General features: G+C 72.0%; 16 protein-coding genes and 1 riboswitch. Of the genes, 8 read left to right on the forward strand and 8 right to left on the reverse strand.

Annotated elements, in window-relative coordinates; genetic code table 11:
- Window positions 1-44: 44 nt before the first annotated feature.
- Together AB0R04_RS32695 and AB0R04_RS32700 are read right to left on the reverse strand one after the other, a co-directional pair.
- Window positions 45-950 carry a TetR/AcrR family transcriptional regulator gene (locus AB0R04_RS32695; protein WP_363377239.1) on the reverse strand — a complete coding sequence of 302 codons (906 nt, stop codon included), beginning with the start codon at window positions 948-950 and terminating at the stop codon, window positions 45-47.
- 33 nt (window positions 951-983) lie between these two features.
- On the reverse strand, window positions 984-1493 hold the full coding sequence (locus AB0R04_RS32700; protein ID WP_063350117.1) for an NUDIX domain-containing protein: 510 nt from the start codon (window positions 1491-1493) through the stop codon (window positions 984-986).
- Between the two features lie 156 nt (window positions 1494-1649).
- Here AB0R04_RS32700 and AB0R04_RS32705 point away from each other — a divergent pair, with 156 nt between their 5' ends.
- Window positions 1650-2873: a serine hydrolase domain-containing protein gene (locus tag AB0R04_RS32705; protein WP_363377240.1), complete on the forward strand. Its 1224-nt coding sequence runs from the start codon at window positions 1650-1652 to the stop codon at window positions 2871-2873.
- 22 nt (window positions 2874-2895) lie between these two features.
- Here AB0R04_RS32705 and AB0R04_RS32710 read toward each other — a convergent pair whose 3' ends face one another.
- The 3 genes from AB0R04_RS32710 to AB0R04_RS32720 form a co-directional block, all read right to left on the reverse strand.
- On the reverse strand, window positions 2896-3219 hold the full coding sequence (locus tag AB0R04_RS32710) for a nuclear transport factor 2 family protein (protein ID WP_363377241.1): 324 nt from the start codon (window positions 3217-3219) through the stop codon (window positions 2896-2898).
- A gap of 288 nt (window positions 3220-3507) precedes the next feature.
- Window positions 3508-5031, reverse strand: a complete 1524-nt coding sequence (locus AB0R04_RS32715; RefSeq protein WP_363377242.1) for an aldehyde dehydrogenase family protein — start codon at window positions 5029-5031, stop codon at window positions 3508-3510.
- Between the two features lie 267 nt (window positions 5032-5298).
- Window positions 5299-6246 carry a terpene cyclase gene (locus AB0R04_RS32720; protein WP_363377243.1) on the reverse strand — a complete coding sequence of 316 codons (948 nt, stop codon included), beginning with the start codon at window positions 6244-6246 and terminating at the stop codon, window positions 5299-5301.
- 323 nt (window positions 6247-6569) lie between these two features.
- Here AB0R04_RS32720 and AB0R04_RS32725 point away from each other — a divergent pair, with 323 nt between their 5' ends.
- Together AB0R04_RS32725 and AB0R04_RS32730 are read left to right on the forward strand one after the other, a co-directional pair.
- Entirely contained in the window at window positions 6570-9581 is a 3012-nt protein-coding gene (locus tag AB0R04_RS32725) for an AAA family ATPase (RefSeq protein ID WP_363377244.1), read from the forward strand.
- A gap of 375 nt (window positions 9582-9956) precedes the next feature.
- Window positions 9957-11021, forward strand: coding sequence for an aldose epimerase family protein (locus AB0R04_RS32730; RefSeq protein ID WP_363377245.1), 1065 nt, complete (start codon window positions 9957-9959; stop codon window positions 11019-11021).
- On the opposite strand, the gene AB0R04_RS32735 is transcribed toward AB0R04_RS32730, so the two are convergent.
- A complete protein-coding gene (locus AB0R04_RS32735) occupies window positions 11014-11637 on the reverse strand; it encodes a GNAT family N-acetyltransferase (protein WP_363377246.1) in 624 nt (207 codons plus the stop codon). The two genes, AB0R04_RS32730 and AB0R04_RS32735, sit on opposite strands and share 8 nt — an antisense overlap.
- Window positions 11638-11946: 309 nt before the next feature.
- On the opposite strand from AB0R04_RS32735, the gene AB0R04_RS32740 reads away from it, so the two are divergent.
- The 5 genes from AB0R04_RS32740 to AB0R04_RS32760 all read left to right on the forward strand — a co-directional run bounded on the left by AB0R04_RS32740 (window position 11947) and on the right by AB0R04_RS32760 (window position 18099).
- Complete coding sequence (locus AB0R04_RS32740; RefSeq protein WP_363377247.1) at window positions 11947-13224, forward strand: extracellular solute-binding protein; 1278 nt, start codon at window positions 11947-11949, stop codon at window positions 13222-13224.
- A gap of 126 nt (window positions 13225-13350) precedes the next feature.
- Entirely contained in the window at window positions 13351-14352 is a 1002-nt protein-coding gene (locus AB0R04_RS32745) for a sugar ABC transporter permease (RefSeq protein ID WP_063350124.1), read from the forward strand.
- Window positions 14353-14392: 40 nt separating this feature from the next.
- Window positions 14393-15298, forward strand: coding sequence for a carbohydrate ABC transporter permease (locus AB0R04_RS32750; protein ID WP_363377249.1), 906 nt, complete (start codon window positions 14393-14395; stop codon window positions 15296-15298).
- Between the two features lie 37 nt (window positions 15299-15335).
- Entirely contained in the window at window positions 15336-17054 is a 1719-nt protein-coding gene (locus tag AB0R04_RS32755) for a glycoside hydrolase family 13 protein (RefSeq protein ID WP_363377250.1), read from the forward strand.
- Window positions 17055-17079: 25 nt separating this feature from the next.
- A complete protein-coding gene (locus AB0R04_RS32760; protein WP_363377251.1) occupies window positions 17080-18099 on the forward strand; it encodes a LacI family DNA-binding transcriptional regulator in 1020 nt (339 codons plus the stop codon).
- Between the two features lie 71 nt (window positions 18100-18170).
- Here AB0R04_RS32760 and AB0R04_RS32765 read toward each other — a convergent pair whose 3' ends face one another.
- Window positions 18171-18371, reverse strand: a complete 201-nt coding sequence (locus AB0R04_RS32765; protein WP_063350127.1) for a hypothetical protein — start codon at window positions 18369-18371, stop codon at window positions 18171-18173.
- Window positions 18372-18581: 210 nt separating this feature from the next.
- Entirely contained in the window at window positions 18582-19967 is a 1386-nt protein-coding gene (locus AB0R04_RS32770; RefSeq protein ID WP_363377252.1) for a transglycosylase family protein, read from the reverse strand.
- Window positions 19954-20114: riboswitch (cyclic di-AMP (ydaO/yuaA leader) on the reverse strand. It overlaps the preceding gene by 14 nt.
- Window positions 20115-20442: the final 328 nt, after the last annotated feature.

The raw sequence follows: 20442 nt of genomic DNA on the forward strand, positions 1-20442 counted from the left end.
TGCTCATTCCTATCAGAGCCCGCTGTCGGGACCGAACCGGCGGATCACCCGATGGGAGCCGCGGTCGTTTCGCCCGTGGCCTGCGGGGACGTTTCGCCGGACGGTGCGGTGGCGAGCGCGGTGACCGCCTCGGCGATCCCGGGGACGGCGAACAGCCCGGCGAGCTCCCGCACCAGGCGCCCGGTCGGGCCGTCAGGACGCTCGTCCGCGAAGAACGAGGCGAGTTCGGCGGCGAGCGCCGGCTCCCGGGCGGCGGTGAGGGTGAGGGTGGCGACGAACTCCTGCACCAGGTGCAGCTGCAGGTCCTCCAACGGCACCGAGCGTTCGGCCAGCCACTCCAGCGAGGTGATCTCGGCGTTGGCGATCCAGGCCCGGACGGTCAGCCGCAGCCCGGGGCTCGGCGCGGGGATCGCCAGGTGGGAGAGGATCTGGTCGTGGGCGGCCCGCCGCACCTCGTCGATCACCGCCGAGGTGCCCGCGCTGGCCGCCACCGAGCCGCCGCGCAGCAGCGCCGCGAAGCCGGGTCCGTGGCTCTGCACGAAGTCCAGGTAGCGGCCCATCACCCGGTACAGCCGCTCGGACAGCGGCCCGTCGGCGGGCTCCTCGAAGCGCGCCGAGAGCTCCCGCCCGGCCCGCCGCAGCGACTCCTCGTACAGCGCCTGCTTGCCGGGGAAGTAGTGGTACACCAGCGGCCGGGAGGCCCCCGCGGCGGCGGCGATGTCGTCGATCGACACCTCTTCGGGCGGGCGCCGGCTGAACAGCTCCAGCGCGACGGCGATCAGCTGTTCGCGCCGCTCGTCCACGCTGAGCCTGCGGCGCGGCCGCTCACCGGCAGCCGCCCGGCCCGGCGTCCGGCCCGCCGCCCGGTCCGGGGCCTGCTCCGGCGCCTGCTCCGGGGCGGGGGTCCGTGCAGCGCGGGCGGCCGTCGGCGACGGCGTACGGGAGGCCATGCGCGCCACCCTATCCGCCGTCCGGGGCGGGGCCTATGCGGCGTGGAGGTCCAGGTAGCGGCGGTAGGCCTCGCGGCCGTCGGGGACGAAGTGGTCGCGGGCGAGGCGGTCGGCGAGCTCGGCGGGGGTGAGCCAGGCGTGCCAGGCGACCTCGGACTCCTGCGGCTGGACCGGGCCGTCCCACTCGGCCTCGTACATGTCGCTCCACCAGGAGAGCCGGTCCTGCCGGAAGAGGAACTTGAAGAGCGGGCGCGGGGTGATCCCGTGCACGCCGAGCTCCTCCTCGGCCTCGCGGACGGCGGCCTCGGCGTACGTCTCGCCGGAGCCGACCACGCCGCCGACGAACATGTCGTACGCGCCGGGGGCGAACAGCTTGGTGTCGGTGCGGCGGTGGACGAAGATCCGCCCGGCCGGGTCGCGGACCAGGATGAAGACGCACCGGTGGGTGAGCCCCTGCCGGTACACCTCCCCGCGCAGTGCCGTCCCGATCACCCGGTCGTGCTCGTCGACGACGTCCAGCAGTTCTTCGGCAGGGTTGGTCATGACGGACAGGTTAGGGTTTCGGGGCCCGCTTCGAACGCTTTTCGAGTGCGATCCGAGCTCGATTCGCATGTGATCCGCATGTGATTCGCATGTGATTCGCGTGCGATCGGACGCGGGCGGGAACGCAGGAACCGGACAGGCTGAGGGTGGCGCGCGGTGGTGGAGATCTGGGGCGAGACGGCCGAGGGGTTCGAGCCCGTACGGGAGGCCTTCGCGCGGAACTTCCACGAGTACGGCGAACTGGGCGCGGCCTTCGCGCTGTACGTGCGCGGTCGCAAGGCGGTCGACCTGTGGGGCGGTGACGCCCGGCCCGAGGTCGGCGGGCGGCCCGCGCCGGCGGTGCCCTGGACGGCGGACACCGCCCAGGTGCTGCGCTCGGTCACCAAGGGCCTGACCGCGACCACCGCGCTGCTGCTGGCCGAGCGCGGCCTGCTCGACCTGGACGCCCCGGTGGCCTCCTACTGGCCCGAGTTCGCGCAGGCCGGCAAGGGCGGGGTGCCGGTGCGCTGGCTGCTGTCGCACCAGGCCGGGGTGCCCGCGCTGGACGTGCCGCTGCGGCTGGAGGACGTGCTCACCTGGGAGCGCGCGGTGGCCGCGGTGGCCGCGCAGGCGCCCGCCTGGGAGCCGGGCACCGCGCACGGCTACCACCCGTACACCTTCGGCTGGCTGGTCGGCGAGGTGGTGCGGCGGGTGAGCGGGCGCACGATCGGCCAGTACTTCGCCGAGGAGATCGCCCGGCCGCTCGGGCTGGACCTGTGGATCGGGCTGCCGGCCGGGGCCGCGCCGAGGGTCGGCCGGCTGGTCGACCTGCCCGCCCCGGAGGCGGCCCGGACCGGGCCGAGCGGTCTGCGGCTGCGGCCCAAGCAGTCCGTCCGGGACGCCTACCAGGACCCGGCCTCGCTGACCGCGCGGTCCTTCGCCTCGGTGCGCCCCGGGGTGGACCTCAACGACCCGGCGGTGCAGGCCGCCGAGATCCCCGGCGCGGGAGGCATCGGCACCGCCCGCTCGCTGGCCCGGTTCTACGCGGCGCTGATCGGCGCCGCCGACCGCCCGGACGGCTCCGGCGCGCTGCTGCCGCCGCTGCTCGGGCCCGGGGTGCTGACCCGCGCGGTCGGGCCCGAGGTGAGCGGACCGGACCGGGTGCTGATCGTCAACTCCACTTTCGGCCTGGGCTTTTGGCGGCACGGCCCGACCGCGCCGATGGCCTCCCCGGCGAGCTTCGGCCACCCCGGCCGGGGCGGCTCGCTGGGCTTCGCCGACCCGGAGCTCGGGCTGGGCTTCGGCTACGTCACCAACGGCATGCAGCCGGGCGTCACCGGCGACATCCGCTCGCGCAACCTGATCCGTGCGGTGCGGGGGTGCCTGGGGCTGTCCGGGTAGCGGCGGGCGCGGTCCCGAGCCGTCAGGCCTGGCCGGTCTCGAAGCGGGTGATCTTCGGGCCGGTGAGGGTGAAGCGCCAGGCGGTGCGCATCTCGCCCCAGGTGTCGTTGGTGAAGTTGGCGATCAGCGCGTGGCCGCCGTCCGATTCGGTCTGGACGTCCATCCGGCCGCGGACGGTGAAGATCTCCTTGTCGATCCACTGGGGCAGGTCGCGGTCGGAGCCGTCGTCGGACATGGTCGCGTCCGGGGTGAGGGTGGCCAGGAAGGCGTCGCGGTCGCCCGCGTTGACCGCGGCGACGAAGGCGCGCACGGTGGGGTCGGAGAGCTTGGCGGGGGAGATGGTCATCGGGACTCCCGGGGGTGAGGGACGGGGAGTCCTGTCTACGGCGTTCGCCGGGTGTGTTCGGGCATGTCGGCGGCGCGTCGAGAAAATCGCGCATTCATGTGCTTAGATCCCGAAATGGGCGTTTTGCCCTACGGAGGGTTGCGCAGCGTGGACGTCCCAACGGGCGTTCGCGGTGCGGCCACGGGGAGTGGCGGCGGAGCGGGAGGCCGGGACCGGCCTCCCGCTCCGTGTTTACGTGGTTCCTGGTTCCTGTTCCTGGTTCCGCGTTTCGCGCAGGCCGCGGCCCGGCTAGAAGAGGCCCACCGCGTCCGGGGAGTAGCTGACCAGCAGGTTCTTGGTCTGCTGGTAGTGCTCCAGCAGCGCCTTGTGGTTCTCCCGTCCGATGCCGGAGTTCTTGTAGCCGCCGAAGGCCGCGTGGGCGGGGTAGGCGTGGAAGCAGTTGGTCCACACCCGGCCGGCCTGGATGGCGCGCCCGGCGCGGTGGGCGGTGTTGAGGTTGCGGGTCCAGACGCCCGCGCCGAGCCCGTACTGGGTGCCGTTGGCGAGGGTGATCGCCTCGGCGAAGTCCTCGAAGCGGGTGACCGAGACGACCGGGCCGAAGATCTCCTCCTGGAAGACCCGCATGCTGTTGACGCCCTCGAACACCGTCGGCGTCACGTAGTACCCGCCGGCCAGGGCGCCGCCGAGGTCGGCCCGCTCGCCGCCGGCCAGCAGCTTGGCGCCCTCGGCCTGGCCGATCTCGAAGTAGGAGAGGATCTTCTTCAGCTGTTCGGCGCTGGCCTGGGCGCCGACCTGGGTCTCGGTGTCCAGCGGGTCGCCCTGGCGCATCGCGCGCACCCGCTCCAGGCCGTCGGCGAGCAGCCGCTCGTAGACCGAGGACTGGATCAGTGCCCGGCTGGGGCAGGTGCACACCTCGCCCTGGTTGAGGGCGAACATCGCGAAGCCCTCGACCGCCTTGTCGTAGAAGGCGTCCGAGGCGTCGGCGACGTCCGCGAAGAACAGGTTGGGGCTCTTGCCGCCGAGTTCCAGCGAGACCGGGATCAGGTTGTCGCTGGCGTAGCGGGCGATCAGCCGCCCGGTGGTGGTCTCGCCGGTGAAGGCGATCTTGCGGATGCGGTTGCTGGAGGCCAGCGGGGCGCCGGCCTCCTCGCCGAAGCCGGTGACGATGTTGACCACGCCGGGCGGCAGCAGGTCGGCGGTCAGCTCGGCCCACAGCAGCACCGAGGCCGGGGTCTGCTCGGCGGGCTTGAGCACCACCGCGTTGCCGGCCGCGAGCGCCGGGGCGAGCTTCCAGATCGCCATCAGGATCGGGAAGTTCCACGGGATGATCTGGCCGACCACGCCCAGCGGCTCGTGGAAGTGGTACGCCACGGTGTCCTCGTCCAGCTGGGACAGGCCGCCCTCCTGGGCGCGCAGCGCGCCCGCGAAGTAGCGCAGGTGGTCGACCGCGAGCGGGAGGTCGGCGGCCAGCGTCTCGCGCACCGGCTTGCCGTTCTCCCAGCTCTCCGCGACGGCCAGCCGCTCCAGGTTCGCCTCCATCCGGTCGGCGATCCGCAGCAGCGCCTGGGCCCGCTCGGCGGGCGGGGTGCGGCCCCAGCCGGGGGCGGCGGCGTGGGCCGCGTCCAGCGCGGCCTCGATGTCCTCGGCGGTGCCGCGGGCGACTTCGGTGAACACCTCGCCGGTGACCGGGGTCGGGTCGCCGAAGTACTCGCCGCGCACCGGCGGGGTCCAGCCGCCGCCGATCCAGTGCTCGTACCGGGAGCGGTAGGCGACGATGCTGCCGGGCGTGCCGGGGGGCTGGTAGACCGTCATGCTCTGGTGTCTCCTCGCGACGTCGGGCGCCGCCCGGACCGGGTGGCGGGGCGGCGCGCCGGGCCGCGCCCGGCGCGGGGCGGCCCGGCGGGAGGGTGTGGACACGCAATTCCGGGCGGACGCCCGCCGGGGCGTCCGCCGTCGAGCACGATAGCCGCCCGGCGCGGGCGCGGCTACGGTCCGTGCGCCCGGCCCGTACGGAGGGTTGCGCGTTCCGGCCGTCGCGCGGGGCGCGCACCGTGTCTCCGCGCTCCGTCCGGGACGGTGTCAGACCGCGTGGTACCGGCCGGTGCGGGACTCCCAGTACAGGTAGCCGGCGAGCCAGGTGACCAGCCCGTCCGCGTACCGCTGGGCGATCGTCCGTTCGACCCGGGAGAGCCCCAACTCCCGGTAGACGTCCGGCAGTCGGCCGTGCAGGTCTCGGCACCGCTCGACCATCAGCTGCGCCTCCTCCAGCACCACCGCGCAGGCCTCCTCGGCCGAGCAGCGGCGCTCGCGCTGGACGATCATCACCAGGTTGTTGACGTCGCCGCGCGGGGCCTCCAGCGGGAACGACCGGACGTCGTTGCTGAGCGAGGGGATGTCGGCTGCCAGCTGGCGCAGTTGACGCAGGACCGGGTGGTGCAGGACGGCGGCGGGCACCTCGAACTGGCCGAGGCGTTCGACCATGTCGAAGATGGTCTCCATCGCCGCGGTGCCTCGTCTGAGCACCAGGTAGCCGTCGCGGTCGGGTGGCCGGGTGGAGATGCGGCCGGCGGCCTCGGCGGGGTGACTGGCCAGGTACCACTCCCAGTTGTACGCGGCGCGGGCCTGCCAGCGGGCGGGCATGCCGCGCACGCTGCGGTCCCAGAGGTCGGCGAAGGCGGTCTCGACCGGCGAGTCCTGGTCGGGGCGGGCTCCGTGCAGGACGGCGATCAGCCGCTCGCAGATGGGGGCGACCTCCGTCGGGCGGCGGCCGAGCGGGCCGTCGAACTGGTCGTCGAAGAGGAAGTAGAAGCCCATCAGGTCGGCGGCGAGGGAGAGTTCGTCCGGGCCGGTGTCGGGGTAGCCGAGGGCGGCGAGGTCGACCACGTCCCAGTGGGCGTACCCGGGGTGGTCGACGTCGGGGAGCAGCGGGTGGCGGACCAGCCAGTCGCGGTGCAGCGCGGTGGCCTGCGGTCCGTGCGGGCTGCGACGGTGCGGGAACGGAATCTGAAGTGAGGTGTCGTCAGACATCGGACTCCCGGTGCGGCGAAGGGTGGGGGTACTAGTGGTTCGAACGTTGGGTGTGGGGGGAGTTGACGCGGCGAGGCTTCCGGGGAGAGGGTGATAGCGAAAGATCATCTTCGCCTCGCGGGCCGTAGGGTATCTGATGTAATGATCGGACGTTAGGGGTATAGGGCAATTGCCCTTGGCAAGGCGTCCGAACCCTCACCGTCCGCCCCAGCCTGCGCGAATGCCCCACAGCGAGTGCCACGCAGCGCTAACCTCGGCTCCACGGGCAGTGATGCGAGCAGCGACACGGGCTGTGACGCGAGTGGCGAGGCGGAGGCACGACGGTGACCGAGCAGGACAACGAACTTCGGACGGGATCAGGTTCCGGCCGGGACGGCGACAGCACCTCGCCGAGGGTCAGGCTGCGCGACCGCGACGCCGAACTCCGCTCCGTCGAGACGGCCGTCGACAAACTCTGCTGCGAATTCGCGGCCGGCGGCACCGAGATCGGCGAACTGCTCGCCTTCTCCGGCCGCCCCGGCATCGGAAAGACCAGCCTGCTGCACGAGGTCCGACGGGTCGCCAAACTCCGCGACCGCGCCACGGTGTTGTTCGCCCGCGGCGGCGAACGCCAGTTCAACGAGCCCTACCACGTGCTGCGCCAGCTCCTCCAACCCCTCCTCACCAGCCTGCAGCCCGACGAGTTCCGCCAGGTCATGGGCACCTGGGAGGAGGTCGTCGGACCGGCCATGGGCCTCAAGCGGCCCAAGGCCGGCGCCCGCCGCCTCGACCCCCAGGGCGTGCGCGACGGCCTCGACTACGTCCTCACCCAACTCGCGCCGCGCCGGGCCCCGTTGGTCATGATCGTCGACGACCTGCACTGGGGCGACCACGAGTCGCTCTCCTGGCTCACCCAGTTCGCCGTCCGCTCCCGCGAACTGCCCGTCCTGCTCGTCTTCGCCTTCCGCGAGGACGAGAGCGACTGGCCGACCGAGATCCAGCAGCACCGCAAGGCCGTCCTCGGCCTCGCCACCAGCAAGCACGAGCTCAACCGGCTCTCGCTGGTCTCCGTCACCGACATGATCCGCGCCGAACTCGGCGACAAGGCGGAGGACGCCTTCTGCTACGAGTTCTGGAACGTCGTCAACGGCAACCCCTTCGAAGCCGTCGCCCTGCTCGACCAGGTCCGCGACCAGGACCTCGAACCGGTCGAGGAGAACTCCCAGCAACTGCGCGAACTCGCCGTCGACGCCACCGGAATGACCCTCAAGAGCTGGATCGACCGGCTCGGCTCCGGCACCCTGCGCTTCGCCTGGGCCTGCGCGATGCTCGGCACCGACATCCGGGTCGACCTCGCCACCCGGATCTGCGCCCAGACCACCGAGGGCGCCCGCGACGCCATCAAGCAGCTGCGCAAGCAGCGCGTGCTCACCCAGACCCCCAACGGCAACCTGGAGTTCGTCCACCCGCTGATCGGCAGCTCGATCTACAACACCATGCCGGAGGCCACCCGCACCGGCATGCACGGCGTCGCCGCCGCCGAGATCGAGAACGCCGGACTCGGCCTGCTCGCCGCCTCCCGCCACCTCGTCGAGACCTTCTCCGGCGAGGGCGACGACAAGACCGTCCGCAAACTGCGCCGGGCCGCCGTCGAACACCTGCTGATCGGCGCCCCCGAAGCCGCCCAGCGCTGCCTGCACCGCGCCCTCAACGAACCCCCGGCCGACGACATCCGCGCCGAGGTGCTGTACGAACTGGGCTGCTCCGCCCTGCTCACCGACCCCGTCGCCACCGTCAACCAGCTCAAGCTCGCCCTCGACCCCGACGAGGGGCCGCTGCGCCCCGAACTGCGGGTCGACGCCACCTTCCGGCTCTCCGAGGTGCTCGCACACAGCGGCGAACTGCGCCAGGCCGCGGTGGTCTGCCAGGACGAGGCCGAGCAGACCACCGACCCGGCCGGCCGACTCCGGCTCCAGGCCGCCTCGTTCATGTGGCACGCCTTCCGCAAGTCCGAGGACGACGGGCCCGGCCGATCCACCCGGCTCGGCCTCATGTGCGACGGCCTCAGCACCCGCGACGCCGCCGACCGGGCCGTCCTCGCGATGCGCGCCTGGGACCTCACCCTGCGCGGCGCCCCCTCCGCCGAGGCGCTGACCTACGCCGACGCCGTCCTCGACGCCGGTCGCCTGCCCAAGGGACTCGGCTGGACCGACAGCACCTGGGGCTTCGAACTGCCCTCCATGCTCGGCCTCACCTACACCTACAACGACCGCATCGCCCAGGCCGAGCGGCTGTTCGCGGACGCCATCATCCAGTTCGAGGTCGCCGGGTGGAGCGGTGCCCACCGGGGCTTCGCGTACTTCCTGATGGGCCTCGCCCGCTTCCGCCGCGGCCTGCTCGCCGAGGCCGAGGACTTCCTGCGCCGCGCGCTGCGACTGTCCGAGCGGATCGGCCCCAAGCTGCCGCTCGCCTGGGACGCCGTCGGCGTCCTGGTGGACACCCTGCTCGCCCGCGGCCGGACCGAGGAGGCTTGGGAACTCGCCGTCGAGTTCGGCTTCCACCCGCCGTACCACACGACCGCGATGGTGCTGCCCGACGCGCCCTCGCTGTACGGCAAGCTGTTGATCGCCAAGAAGCGCTACGCCGGGGCGGCCGCCGCACTCACCGAGGCCGGCGCCCAACTGGAGGCCCGCGGCTGGCACAACACCGTCTGGGCGCCCTGGGCCGGCCACCTCGCCATCGCGATCGCGGCCGACGAGCCCGACCGCGCCCGCGAGTACGCCCAGAAGGCCGTCCAGGACGCCCGCACCTTCGGCACCGCCTCGGCGATCGGCACCGCGCTGCGGCTGAACGCCCAGATCGAGGACGGCCAGCAGGCGGTCGAGCTGCTGGAGCAGGCCGTGATGTACCTCGGCCAGTCGCCGGCCGGGTACGAGCACGCCGTCGCGCTGGTCGACCTCGGCGCCGCGCTGCGCCGGGTCGGGCGGCTGGAGGACGCGCAGGAGTACCTGTACCAGGGCATCGAACTGGCCCAGCACTGCTCGGCCGAGGGACTGGTCGACCAGGCGCGGCGGGAGCTGGCCAACTACGGCCTGCGGCCCAACCGGCTGGGGCTGCGCGACTTCCGGGAGACGCTCAGCCAGCCCGAGTGGGAGGTCGCCAACCTCGCGGTGCAGGGCGTGCCGCCGCAGCGCATCGCCGACGAGCTCGGCGTGCACCTCAGCCTGGTCAACCGCCGACTGGCCGCCGTCTACCGCAAGGCGGGCAGCGGGCCGGACGGCCTGGCCTCCGCCCTCGGGCTGCCGACGCAGCCGCGCGGGGCCGCCCGGCCGGGGGCGGAGCCCGAGGAGGCGTAGCCCGCGGTGGCAGGGGGCGTGGGCGGCGGGCGCCCGGGCGGCGCGCGGAGGCACGGGAGCGCTCCCGGGGCGGTCGCCGTCGTTAGGGCGTGTCTGACAATTCCCGCCGGGCGCACGACGCCGGGCATCCCGCCTGAACGCACCGGCGAAACGTCCAAGTACACCCAGTACGAGGACGCTTCGCCGGCACGCCCAGCCGGGCGCGTAATGGGGGTACCTCCCGGCCGAAGGCTGGGGGAGCCGCGCGCTGATCCGCCGCGAATTGTCAGACACGCCCTAGGCTGACGCAGACGTGGGGGCGCCGCGGCGACCCCCTGGACGGACCCGGAACCGGGGCGGTCACGGCACCCCGCGACCGCCAGTGAGGAGCAGGCCATGGCGAGCGAGGCCACCAGCGTGCGGCACGAACCCCTCGACCCCTCGGGCGCGGGCGCCGCGATCGAGCGCTGGACGCTCTCCGCCGGCCCGTACGAGGCGAGCGTGCTCACCCTCGGCGCCACCCTGCACACCCTCACCGGCCCGGACCGCGCCGGGCGCCCCGCCCAACTGCTGCTCTCCACCGATCAGCTGACGCAGATCCTCGGCCCGGCCCGGCACTACGGCACCGTGGTCGGCCGGTACGCCAACCGGATCGACGGTTCCAGGGTCACCATCGACGGCGAGGAGCACCCGCTCGCCCCGACCGGTGGCGGCATCACCATCCACGGCGGGCCGGACGGCTTCGCGCAGCGGATCTGGGAGGCCGAGCGGATCGAGGGCGGGGTGCGGCTGCGGTTGCACAGCCCGGACGGCGACCAGGGCTTCCCCGGCGCGTTGGACATCACTGTCTCCTACACCCTGGACCCGGCCGGCGAGCTGGTGATCGCCTACCGCGCCGTCACCAGCAAGCCGACCGTGGTCAACCTGACCAACCACGCGTACTTCAACCTTGCGGGTGAAGGGAACGGCGACGTCCTCGGCCACCTGCTCACCCTCGACGCCGACTCCTACACCCCGGCCGACGAGCGGCAGATCCCGTACGGGCGGACCGAGCCGGTGGCCGGCACGCCGTTCGACTTCACGGTGGCCACGCCGATCGGCAAGTCGGTGCACGACGACCACCCGCAGCTGGCCGGGCCCGGCGGCTACGACCACAACTGGGTGCTCCGGGCCCGGCCGGCCGACGGCGGCCCGGCCCGGGCGGCGCTGCTGGAGGACCCGGTCAGCGGGCGCACCCTGGAGGTGCTGACCACCGAGCCGGGCGTCCAGGTCTACACGGCCAACAAGTTCCAGGGGGCGGTCACCGGCGCGAGCGGTGTCCCGTACGGGCCGTTCGCCGGGATCGCGCTGGAGACCCAGCACTTCCCGGACTCCCCGAACCACCCGGCGTTCCCGAGCACCGTGCTGCGGCCGGGGGAGGAGTTCCGCTCGACCACCGTGCTGCGGCTGGGCGTCAGCTGAGCGCTCCGGGCACGTCCGGGGTGAGGTCCTGCGTGAGGTCCTGCTGGAGGTCCCGTGCGAGGTCCCGTGCGAGGTCCCGGCGCATGCAGAGCCGGGGCCAGCGGTCGAGACCGTGCTCGGCCTCCTTGCGGCGGATCTCCCGCAGGCCCGGGGTGAGCTCGTGGTCGGCGAGCGGGCGGAAGCCGCAGCGGGCGTAGTAGGGGGCGTTCCAGGGGACGTCGGCGAAGGTGGTGAGGGTGAGCGCGGGGGCGTCGGTGCCGGCCGCGAGGTGTTCGATCAGCGCCCGGCCGATGCCCCGGCGGGCGTGGTCGGGGTGGACCGACACCTGTTCGATGTGCAGGGCGCCGTCCACCGGCTCGGCGAGCAGGTAGCCGGCGATCGGACCGGGACCGGGACCGGGTTGCTGGGGCAGGTCGGTTCCGTGGGGCAGGTCGGTCGCGTCGGGGACGGCGACCAGGGCGATGCCCGCGTCCAGGTAGTGGGCCAGCTCGTGCGGGGCCGGTGGTTCGTCGTCGGCGATCTCCGGCATGCCGATCGCGGCGAAGGGGGCCCCGGCGGCCCGCTCCAGTTCGCACAGCAGCGGCAGTTCGTCCCTCATGGCGGCTCTGATACGCATGCGTTCAGTCTGCTGCAAGCGGTTTTCGGCCAGGGATGGTGGTGCTCTCGGCCATCCGGCACCGGCTCGAAGCGGGCGAACCCGGACATTTGGTCGCACTGTCAACTACCGTGCGGCTACGTCCAGGACACGTGGGCGTAACGATCGCTGTTTCTTGCAGAAACTTGCTGCAAGGACTTTCCGTCGCTATTGCACCGCTGTTAACTTCCTTCCGAGCCCGACGGCAGCAACGGTGCAGTCGGCACGAGGCAGCCATTATGCGCCTGTCTCCGAAGATCTCGGGCACCCCCACCCTCCCAAGGAGTTCTCATGCGGCGTGGCATCGCGGCCTCTGCCCTCGTTGTGGCCCTCGCGGTCTCGATGGCTGCCTGTGGCAGCAGCGGCTCCAGCTCAAACGGCAAGGCCGACGGGCCGGTCACCCTCACCTACTGGGACACCTCGAACGCCACCAACGAGGCGCCGAACTACCAGGAGCTGGTCAAGAAGTTCGAGGCCGCCAACCCGAACGTCAAGGTCGACTTCGTCAACGTCCCGTTCGACCAGGCGCAGAACAAGCTCCAGACCGCCATGGGGGCCAAGGGCGCTCCGGACGTGTTCCGCTCCGAGGTCGGCTGGACCGCCGCCTTCGCCAAGGCCGGCTACCTGGAGCCGCTCGACGGCACCCCGGCCGTCGCCGACACCTCCGCCTTCCAGCCCAGCCTGATCCAGCAGGCCAAGTTCGACGGCAAGCTGTACGGCGTGCCGCTGGTCACCGACACCCTGGGCCTGCTCTACAACAAGGAGCTGTTCGCCAAGGCCGGCATCACCGCCGCCCCCAAGACCTGGGACGAGCTGAAGACCGACGCCGCCGCGCTCAAGGACAAGGCCGGTGTCGACGGCTTCTGGCTGAAGGCCGCGGACGGCTACTACGCGATGCCGTTCCTGTTCGGTGAGGGCACCGACACCGTCGACGCCGCCGGTAAGAAGATCACCGTCACCTCGCCGGAGGCCGTCAAGGCCATCGAGACCTACAAGACGATGTTCACCGCGCCCGGCATGGCCAAGGCCGACGTCACCACCGACGCCTACGCGCACATGATGGACGCCTTCAACAACGGCAAGGTTGCGGCCATCGTCCAGGGCCCGTGGGAGATCACCAACATCTACAAGGGCGCCGCGTTCGCCGACAAGAGCAACCTCGGCATCGCGCCCGTCCCGGCGGGCTCCAGCGGCAAGTCCGGTGCGCCCACCGGCGGGCACAACATCTCCGTCTACGCCGGTGCCGACCAGGCCCACAAGGCCGCCGCCGAGAAGTTCGCCGCCTTCATGACCTCGGCGGAGAGCCAGGCCTTCATCGCGCAGAAGAACTCCACCCTGCCGACCCGTTCCGACGCCTTCACCGCCGACGTCAAGGCCGACCCCGGCATCGCCGGCTTCCAGGCCGTCCTCGGCAGCGCCAAGCCGCGCCCCGAACTGCCCGAGTACAGCTCGCTGTTCTCCTCGCTCGGCACCAACCTGGGCAAGGCCGTCCAGGGCACCGGCACCCAGGACGCGCTGAACACCGTCGCCACCGACTACGCCAAGCTGCTGCCGGGCTTCGCCAAGTAGTCGCCGTCGGCCGTCCGGGCCGCCGCCGCTCCAGGCCCTGTCCGGCTGGAGCGGCGGCGGCCACCCGGCGGGCCCGGCGGCCGGACCCGCTCCCCCCGAGACTTCCCCCCGAGAAGGTGTCAATCGATGTCAGTCGCCGTGCAGGGCGCCACCGGCAAGGGCAGCCCGGAGCGCGAGCAGCGTCCGGGCCTGCTGGAACGCGTCAAGCGCTCCTACGCCAAGCACTGGTACGCCTACGCGATGATCGCCCCCGTGGTGCTGGTCCTCGGTGCCCTGGTGCTCTACCCGCTGGTCCAGGGCCTCTGGCTCACCCTGACCGACGCCAACAGCCTCAACGTCGCCCGCAAGATCGGCGTCAACGAGATCCCGGCCAGCTACAACTTCGTCGGCTTCCACAACTACGCCGACATCCTGTGGGGCCCCGGCTCGTACGACCGCTTCTGGTCCCACTTCGTCTGGACCATCGCCTGGACGGCCATCTGCGTCTTCCTGCACTACACCCTCGGCCTGGGCCTCGCCCTGCTGCTCAACAAGAAGCTGCGCGGCCGCGCCGTCTACCGGATGCTGCTCATCCTGCCCTGGGCCGTGCCGACCTTCGTCACCGTCTTCTCCTGGCGACTGATGCTGTCCGACGGCGGTGTCGTCAACAGCATGCTCGGCTTCCTCCACCTGCCCGAACCCGGTTGGCTCACCGACCCGTGGGCGCAGAAGTCCGCCGCGATCCTGGTCAACACCTGGGCCGGCGTGCCGTTCATGATGATCTCGCTGCTCGGCGGCCTGCAGTCGATCCCGGCCGAGCTGTACGAGGCCGCCGAGATGGACGGCGCCACGCCGTGGCAGCGCTTCCGGTACGTCACCCTGCCCGGGCTGCGGGCCGTCTCCTCCACCGTCGTCCTGCTCGGCGTGATCTGGACGTTCAACCAGTTCAACGTCATCTTCCTGCTCTTCGGCACCGGTGCGCCCGACGCCCAGCTGCTGGTCACCTGGGCCTACCGCCTCGGCTTCGGCCAGATCCCCCGGGACTACGCGCAGTCCGCCGCCTACGGCGTGATCCTGCTGTCCATCCTGATCGTCTTCACCGCCTTCTACCGGCGCTGGCTCGCCCGCAACGAGCAGGCCAACGGCTGAGGCCCCGGACCCAGTTGACCCACGAAGGCAGGTACCCCCGATGAGCACCACCACCGAACTCCCCACCCCCGCGACGGCCGTGGCCCCGGCCGCCCGGCCGGCCAAGGCCCGCCGGCGCGGCGAGAGCAGCCCGCTGGCCAGGGCGCTGTCCCACGGCACCCTGATCGTGGCCGGCCTGATCGCGCTGTTCCCGGTGGCGTGGATCCTCTTCGTCTCGCTCGGCCCGGACAAGACCGACTACCTCCACCCCGGCGCGATCCTCGACAAGCTCACGCTGTCGAACTACCACCACGTGCTGTTCGACACGGACTTCTTCACCTGGTTCGGCAACGCCCTCCTGGTCTCCGGCGTCACCACCGTGTTCGGCGTCCTGGTCGCCGCCACCACCGGCTACGCCGTCTCCCGGATGCGCTTCCCCGGCCACCGGCCGCTGATGTGGTCGCTGCTGGTCACCCAGATGTTCCCGATCGCGGTGCTGATCGTGCCGATGTACACGATGCTCTCCGACCTCGGCCTGCTGGACAGCTACCTGGGCCTGATCCTGGTCTACTCGACCACCACCGTGCCGTACTGCGCCTGGCTGCTGAAGGGCTACTTCGACACCATCCCGGTGGAGATCGACGAGGCCGGCCGGGTCGACGGGCTCAGCCCGTTCGGCACCTTCTGGCGGCTGGTGCTGCCGCTCGCCCGCCCGGGCCTGGCGGTGGCCGCCTTCTACTCCTTCCTCACCTACTGGGCCGAGGTGCCGTTCGCCTCCACCTTCATGCTCAGCTCCGACAAGTACACGCTGGCCGTCGGCCTGCAGACCTTCGTCAGCGAGCACGACGCCCAGTGGAACCTGATGGCCGCGACCGCCGTGCTGATCGCGATCCCGTCGGCAGCCTTCTTCTACCTGGTGCAGCGCCACCTGGTCACCGGTCTGACCGCCGGTGCCTCCAAGTCGTAACGCTCCTCGCTCCTCTAGTCCCCAAGGGATACCGTCCATGACCCAGAACCTGGCCGACACCTCCCGGCCTGCCGCCGACGCCGCCGCCCACGAGGCGGTCACCCCGGCTCCTGTGACTGGCGGCGCCTCCAGAGGCTGGTGGCGGGACGCGGTCATCTACCAGGTGTACCCGCGCAGCTTCGCCGACTCCAACGGCGACGGCATGGGCGACCTGCCCGGTATCCGCAGCCGCCTGCCGTACCTGCGCGACCTCGGCGTGGACGCGGTCTGGCTCTCGCCGTTCTACGCCTCGCCGCAGGCGGACGCGGGCTACGACGTCGCCGACTACCGAGCCGTGGACCCGATGTTCGGCAGCCTGCTGGACGCCGACGCGCTCATCCGGGACGCCCACCAGCTGGGGCTGCGGATCATCGTCGACCTCGTCCCCAACCACTCCTCGGACCAGCACGAGTGGTTCCAGCGCGCCCTGCGCGAGGGCCCCGAGTCCCCGCTGCGCGAGCGGTACCACTTCCGCCCCGGCAAGGGCGAGAACGGCGAACTGCCGCCCAACGACTGGGAGTCCATCTTCGGCGGCCCGGCCTGGACCCGCAGCGAGAACCCGGACGGCACCCCCGGCGACTGGTACCTGCACCTGTTCGCCCCCGAGCAGCCCGACTTCAACTGGGAGAACCGGGCCGTCGCCGACGAGTTCCGCTCGATCCTGCGGTTCTGGCTCGACATGGGTGTCGACGGCTTCCGCATCGACGTCGCCCACGGCCTGGTGAAGGCCCCCGGCCTGCCCGACCTCGGCGGCGCGGACCAGCTCAAGCTGCTCGGCAACGACGTCATGCCGTTCTTCGACCAGGACGGCGTGCACGAGATCTACCGCAGCTGGCGCAAGATCCTCGACGAGTACCCGGGCCAGCGGATCGGCGTCGCCGAGGCCTGGACCCCGACCGTCCAGCGCACCGCCAACTACGTGCGCCCCGACGAGCTGCACCAGGCCTTCAACTTCCAGTACCTGGGCACCGGTTGGGACGCCGCCGCGCTGCGCGGGGTGATCGACGTCTCGCTCGACTCGATGCGCCCGGTCGACGCCCCCACCACCTGGGTGCTGTCCAACCACGACGTCACCCGGCACGCCACCCGCTTCGCCAACCCGCCCGGCCTCGGCACCCAGATCCGCACCGCCGGCGACCGCGAGCTCGGCCTGCGCCGCGCCCGCGCCGCCACCCTGCTGATGCTCGCGCTGCCCGGCTCCGCGTACATCTACCAGGGCGAGGAACTCGGCCTCCCGGACGTCACCGACCTGCCGGACGAGGTCCGCCAGGACCCGTCGTTCTTCCGCAAGGCCGGGCAGGACGGCTACCGCGACGGCTGCCGCGTCCCGATCCCGTGGTCCGGCACCGAGGCCCCGTACGGCTTCGGCCCGGTCGCCGGCGGGCCGTCCTGGCTGCCGCAGCCGGCCGAGTGGGCCGCGCTGAGCGTCGAGGCGCAGACCGGCGACCCGGCGTCCACCCTGGAGCTGTACCGCAGCGCGCTCGCCGTCCGCCGTTCCCAGGACGACCTCGGCGCCGGGACGGCCGTGGAGTGGCTGGAGGGCCCCGAGGGGACCCTGACGTTCCGCCGCGGCTCCTTCGTCTGCACCGTCAACGCCACGGACGAGCCGGTCCGGATAGCGGCGCCCGGAAAGCTGCTGCTCTCCTCGGTGGAGCTGGTGGTCGACGGCGACGAGACGGTGCTCGCGCCGGACAGCACCGGCTGGTGGGCGGTCTGACGTGGTTGCAATAGGCTCTGGGACCGTGACTACGGCGCGACTCTCAGACATCGCGGCGCAGGCGGGGGTCAGCGAAGCCACCGTCTCCCGCGTACTCAACGGCAAGGCGAACGTCTCCGCCGCCACCCGGCAGACCGTGCTGGCGGCGCTCGACGTGCTCGGCTACGAGCGGCCGACCCGTCTGCGCCAGCGCAGCGCCGGCCTGATCGGGCTGATCACGCCGGAGCTGAGCAACCCGATCTTCCCCGCACTGGCCCAGGTGATCGAGCAGGTGCTCAGCCGGCACGGGTACACCCCGGTGCTGTGCACCCAGACGCCGGGCGGGTCCACCGAGGACGAACTGGTCGAGATGCTGGTCGACCGGGGTGTGGCGGGCATCGTCTTCGTCTCCGGGCTGCACGCCGACTCCACCGCCGACCACGACCGCTACGCCCGGCTGACCGGGCGCGGGGTGCCGTTCGTGCTGATCAACGGCTACAGCGTGCGGATCGACGCGCCGTTCATCTCGCCGGACGACCGGGCCGCGATGTGGATGGCCGTCCAGCACCTGGCCGAACTCGGGCACGAGCGGATCGGGCTGGCCGTCGGGCAGCGGCGGTACGTGCCGGTGCTGCGCAAGATCGAGGGCTTCACGGCGGCGATGCGCGAGGTGCTGGGACGGAGCCAGGAGGAGGCCGAGGAACTCGTCCACCACACGCTGTTCAGCGTGGAGGGCGGGCACGCGGCGGCCGGCGCACTGCTGGACAAGGGCTGCACGGCGATCGTCTGCGGCAGCGACATGATGGCGCTCGGGGCGATCCGGGCGGTGCGGCAGCGTGGACTGTCGGTGCCGCACGACGTCTCGGTGGTCGGCTTCGACGACTCGCCGCTGATCGCCTTCACCGAGCCGCCGTTGACCACGATCCGCCAGCCGGTCGAGGCGATGGCGACCGCGGCGGTGGACGCGCTGCTGGAGGAGGTCGGCGGAAACGCGGTCCAGCGCGGGGAGTTCATGTTCCAGCCGGAGCTGGTCATGCGCGGCTCCACGGGGGCCTGCGCGCGCTGAGGGCGGTCAACGGATGGGCCCCGGAGAGCTGTTGCTCTCCGGGGCCCGTTGCGTGCCGCCCGGGTGCCGGGTCAGCCCTCGTGGTCCGTGGGGCGGCTCTCGGTGAGCCGTTGGCCGTCGGTGGCGTCGCCGGTGCGGGTCTCGGTGCGGCGGCCGCGGGCCAGGTAGTCGCGCAGGACGAGTTCGACGGCGTCCTGCGGGTTCTTGGTGCCGGAGAGCATCATCGCGTCGATCGCGAGGTTGGCGTCGAGTGTGACGGTGACCTGGGCCATGGTGACTCCTCCTCGGGTGCGGAGCAGCAGCATGCCCGCTGGGGGCGGGCTTTGACCATGGCCTCGGGCGGTCCTGCCCGGCGGCCTTCCTGCGGCGCCGGGCGACCGCCGGGGCGGGCGGCGGCTGACAGATAACAGATGATGAAATCTGTTATCTGAAATCTGTTATCTGTCAGCCGTCAGTTGTCAGCTGTCACCCGCGGGTCGTGCTCAGACCCGGCCGGCGAAGTCCGGCGCCCAGTTGGCGACGGTCTGCAGGCGCACGCCCGAGCTCGGGTTGGCGGCCTCGACGTACTGGCCGCCGCCGATGTAGATCGCGACGTGGTAGACGCCGGAGTTCTGGCCGTTGTTGGACCAGAACAGCAGGTCGCCCGCCTGCAGGCTGTCCAGCGAGACGCGGGTGCTGGCGGCGGCCTGGTCGGCGGCGACGCGCGGGACGGAGACGCCCGCGGCGCGCAGCGCGGCCTGGGTCAGGCCGGAGCAGTCCCAACCGCCGTTGCCGGTACCGCCGTAGACGTACGCCTGGCCGACCTTCGACTGGGCGAAGGAGACCGCGGCGGCCATGCTGCCGGTGGCGGCCGGCGCCTGAGCGGGGGTCTGCGCCTGGGCGGCCGGCTTGGAAGCCGGCTTGGTGGCCGGGGCCGGGGCCGGGGCCTGCGGCTGGGCGGTCGGCTTGGCGTTCACGGCGGCGCCGTTGGAGGTCTGGCCGGACTTCTGCGAACGGTCGAACCAGGTGAAGTCCGAGCCGGACTGGTCGGTCTGAGCCGACTGCTGGGCCTGGCCGCCGTCCTTGAACGAGAGGCGCTGGCCCGGGTAGATGGTGTCCGGACCCTCGGTCAGGGTGCCGCGGTTGAGCTCGTACAGCCGCTGCCAGCCGCCCTGGAGGTTGTGCTTGTCGGCGATCGAGGACAGCCAGTCGCCGGAGGCGACGGTGTAGTCGTCGCCCTGGGGCTGGGCGCTGTTCTGGGCCTGGCTCTGGCCCTTCTGCGCCGAGGTGCCGTTGGCGGAGTCGGCGGGGGCCTGTGCCTGGTCCTGGGCCGGTGCCGCCGGCTTGGCGGGCTTCGCGGCCGGGGTGGCCGGGGCCTGGCTCTGCGCGGGCTTGGCGGCCGGGGTGGCCGGCTTCGCGGCGGGCTTGGTGGCGGTCGAGCTGGCAGCCGAGCCGGTGGTCGAGCCGGCCGAGGTGTCGACGGTGGCCGCGGCGCCGCCCTTGGTCAGGCCGGCCTGGACCGAGCACACCGGCCAAGCGCCGGGGCCCTGCGAGGCGAGGACCTTCTCGGCGACGGCGATCTGCTGCGCCTTGGTGGCCTGGTTGGCCTGGGGGGCGTACGCGGTGCCGCCGAAGGCGGCCCAGGTGCTGGAGGTGAACTGCAGTCCGCCGTAGAAACCGTTGCCGGTGTTGATGCTCCAGTTGCCGGTGCTCTCGCACTGGGCGACCTTGTCCCAGGTGGCGACGGAGGCGGCGGAGGCGGTGCCGGAGGTGAGGCAGGGGATGGTGAGGCCGACGCCCGCGACGCCGATGGCGGCGATCACGCGTCGGGTACGACTGGACAGACGGGTGCCGTTGGTGGGCAGCATGAAGACGTAGTCCTCTCCCACGCCTGCGAGGTGAGCTGTCGGATTCGGGCTGGAGTTGCCCGGCCGCGCTGTGGGCGCGGCTTCACCCCTAGCCCTGGATCGTTCCGGGGAACGGTCCGGGGCGACTTACCTGTGGGTCCCCCGCTCCTGCCGTGGTGCGTTTTCGCGCTGCCAGGACATCCGACGGCAGGACTCGGCGTCGCGGATGAACTGGGTTCGTGTGGCCACGAACGGGGAGCACGTTAAGCAGACTTAAGTTCAAACTGCAAACACCTGTGACGCGCATCACGGTTTGGCGAGAACGGTCGTTCCCCTTGCTCGCCATGATCGGAAATGGCCGATTTCCGGCAACGTCGAGAAGGGCGTGCACAACTGTCTGTGCTTCAGGGTGCGGGTGACGGCGGGTCGGGTCGCCCGGGGGCCTGCCCGCCGAGAAGGAGGTGCGTCCACGCTGCGGCCGTCGGGGGATGGATCGAGCGACGGTGAACAAATGCGG

The organism is Kitasatospora sp. NPDC056731, assembly GCF_040687675.1.
Lineage (GTDB): Bacteria > Actinomycetota > Actinomycetes > Streptomycetales > Streptomycetaceae > Kitasatospora.

Bases quoted from the DNA above. Each gene is read 5' to 3' on its own strand.
- AB0R04_RS32740 (WP_363377247.1), top strand. From the start codon at position 11,947: ATGCGGCGTGGCATCGCGGCCTCTGCCCTCGTTGTGGCCCTCGCGGTC.
- AB0R04_RS32730 (WP_363377245.1), top strand. From the start codon at position 9,957: ATGGCGAGCGAGGCCACCAGCGTGCGGCACGAACCCCTCGACCCCTCG.
- AB0R04_RS32765 (WP_063350127.1), bottom strand. From the start codon at position 18,371: ATGGCCCAGGTCACCGTCACACTCGACGCCAACCTCGCGATCGACGCG.
- AB0R04_RS32715 (WP_363377242.1), bottom strand. From the start codon at position 5,031: ATGACGGTCTACCAGCCCCCCGGCACGCCCGGCAGCATCGTCGCCTAC.
- AB0R04_RS32750 (WP_363377249.1), top strand. From the start codon at position 14,393: ATGAGCACCACCACCGAACTCCCCACCCCCGCGACGGCCGTGGCCCCG.
- AB0R04_RS32695 (WP_363377239.1), bottom strand. From the start codon at position 950: ATGGCCTCCCGTACGCCGTCGCCGACGGCCGCCCGCGCTGCACGGACC.
- AB0R04_RS32700 (WP_063350117.1), bottom strand. From the start codon at position 1,493: ATGACCAACCCTGCCGAAGAACTGCTGGACGTCGTCGACGAGCACGAC.
- AB0R04_RS32710 (WP_363377241.1), bottom strand. From the start codon at position 3,219: ATGACCATCTCCCCCGCCAAGCTCTCCGACCCCACCGTGCGCGCCTTC.
- AB0R04_RS32745 (WP_063350124.1), top strand. From the start codon at position 13,351: ATGTCAGTCGCCGTGCAGGGCGCCACCGGCAAGGGCAGCCCGGAGCGC.
- AB0R04_RS32755 (WP_363377250.1), top strand. From the start codon at position 15,336: ATGACCCAGAACCTGGCCGACACCTCCCGGCCTGCCGCCGACGCCGCC.
- AB0R04_RS32735 (WP_363377246.1), bottom strand. From the start codon at position 11,637: ATGCGTATCAGAGCCGCCATGAGGGACGAACTGCCGCTGCTGTGCGAA.
- AB0R04_RS32720 (WP_363377243.1), bottom strand. From the start codon at position 6,246: ATGTCTGACGACACCTCACTTCAGATTCCGTTCCCGCACCGTCGCAGC.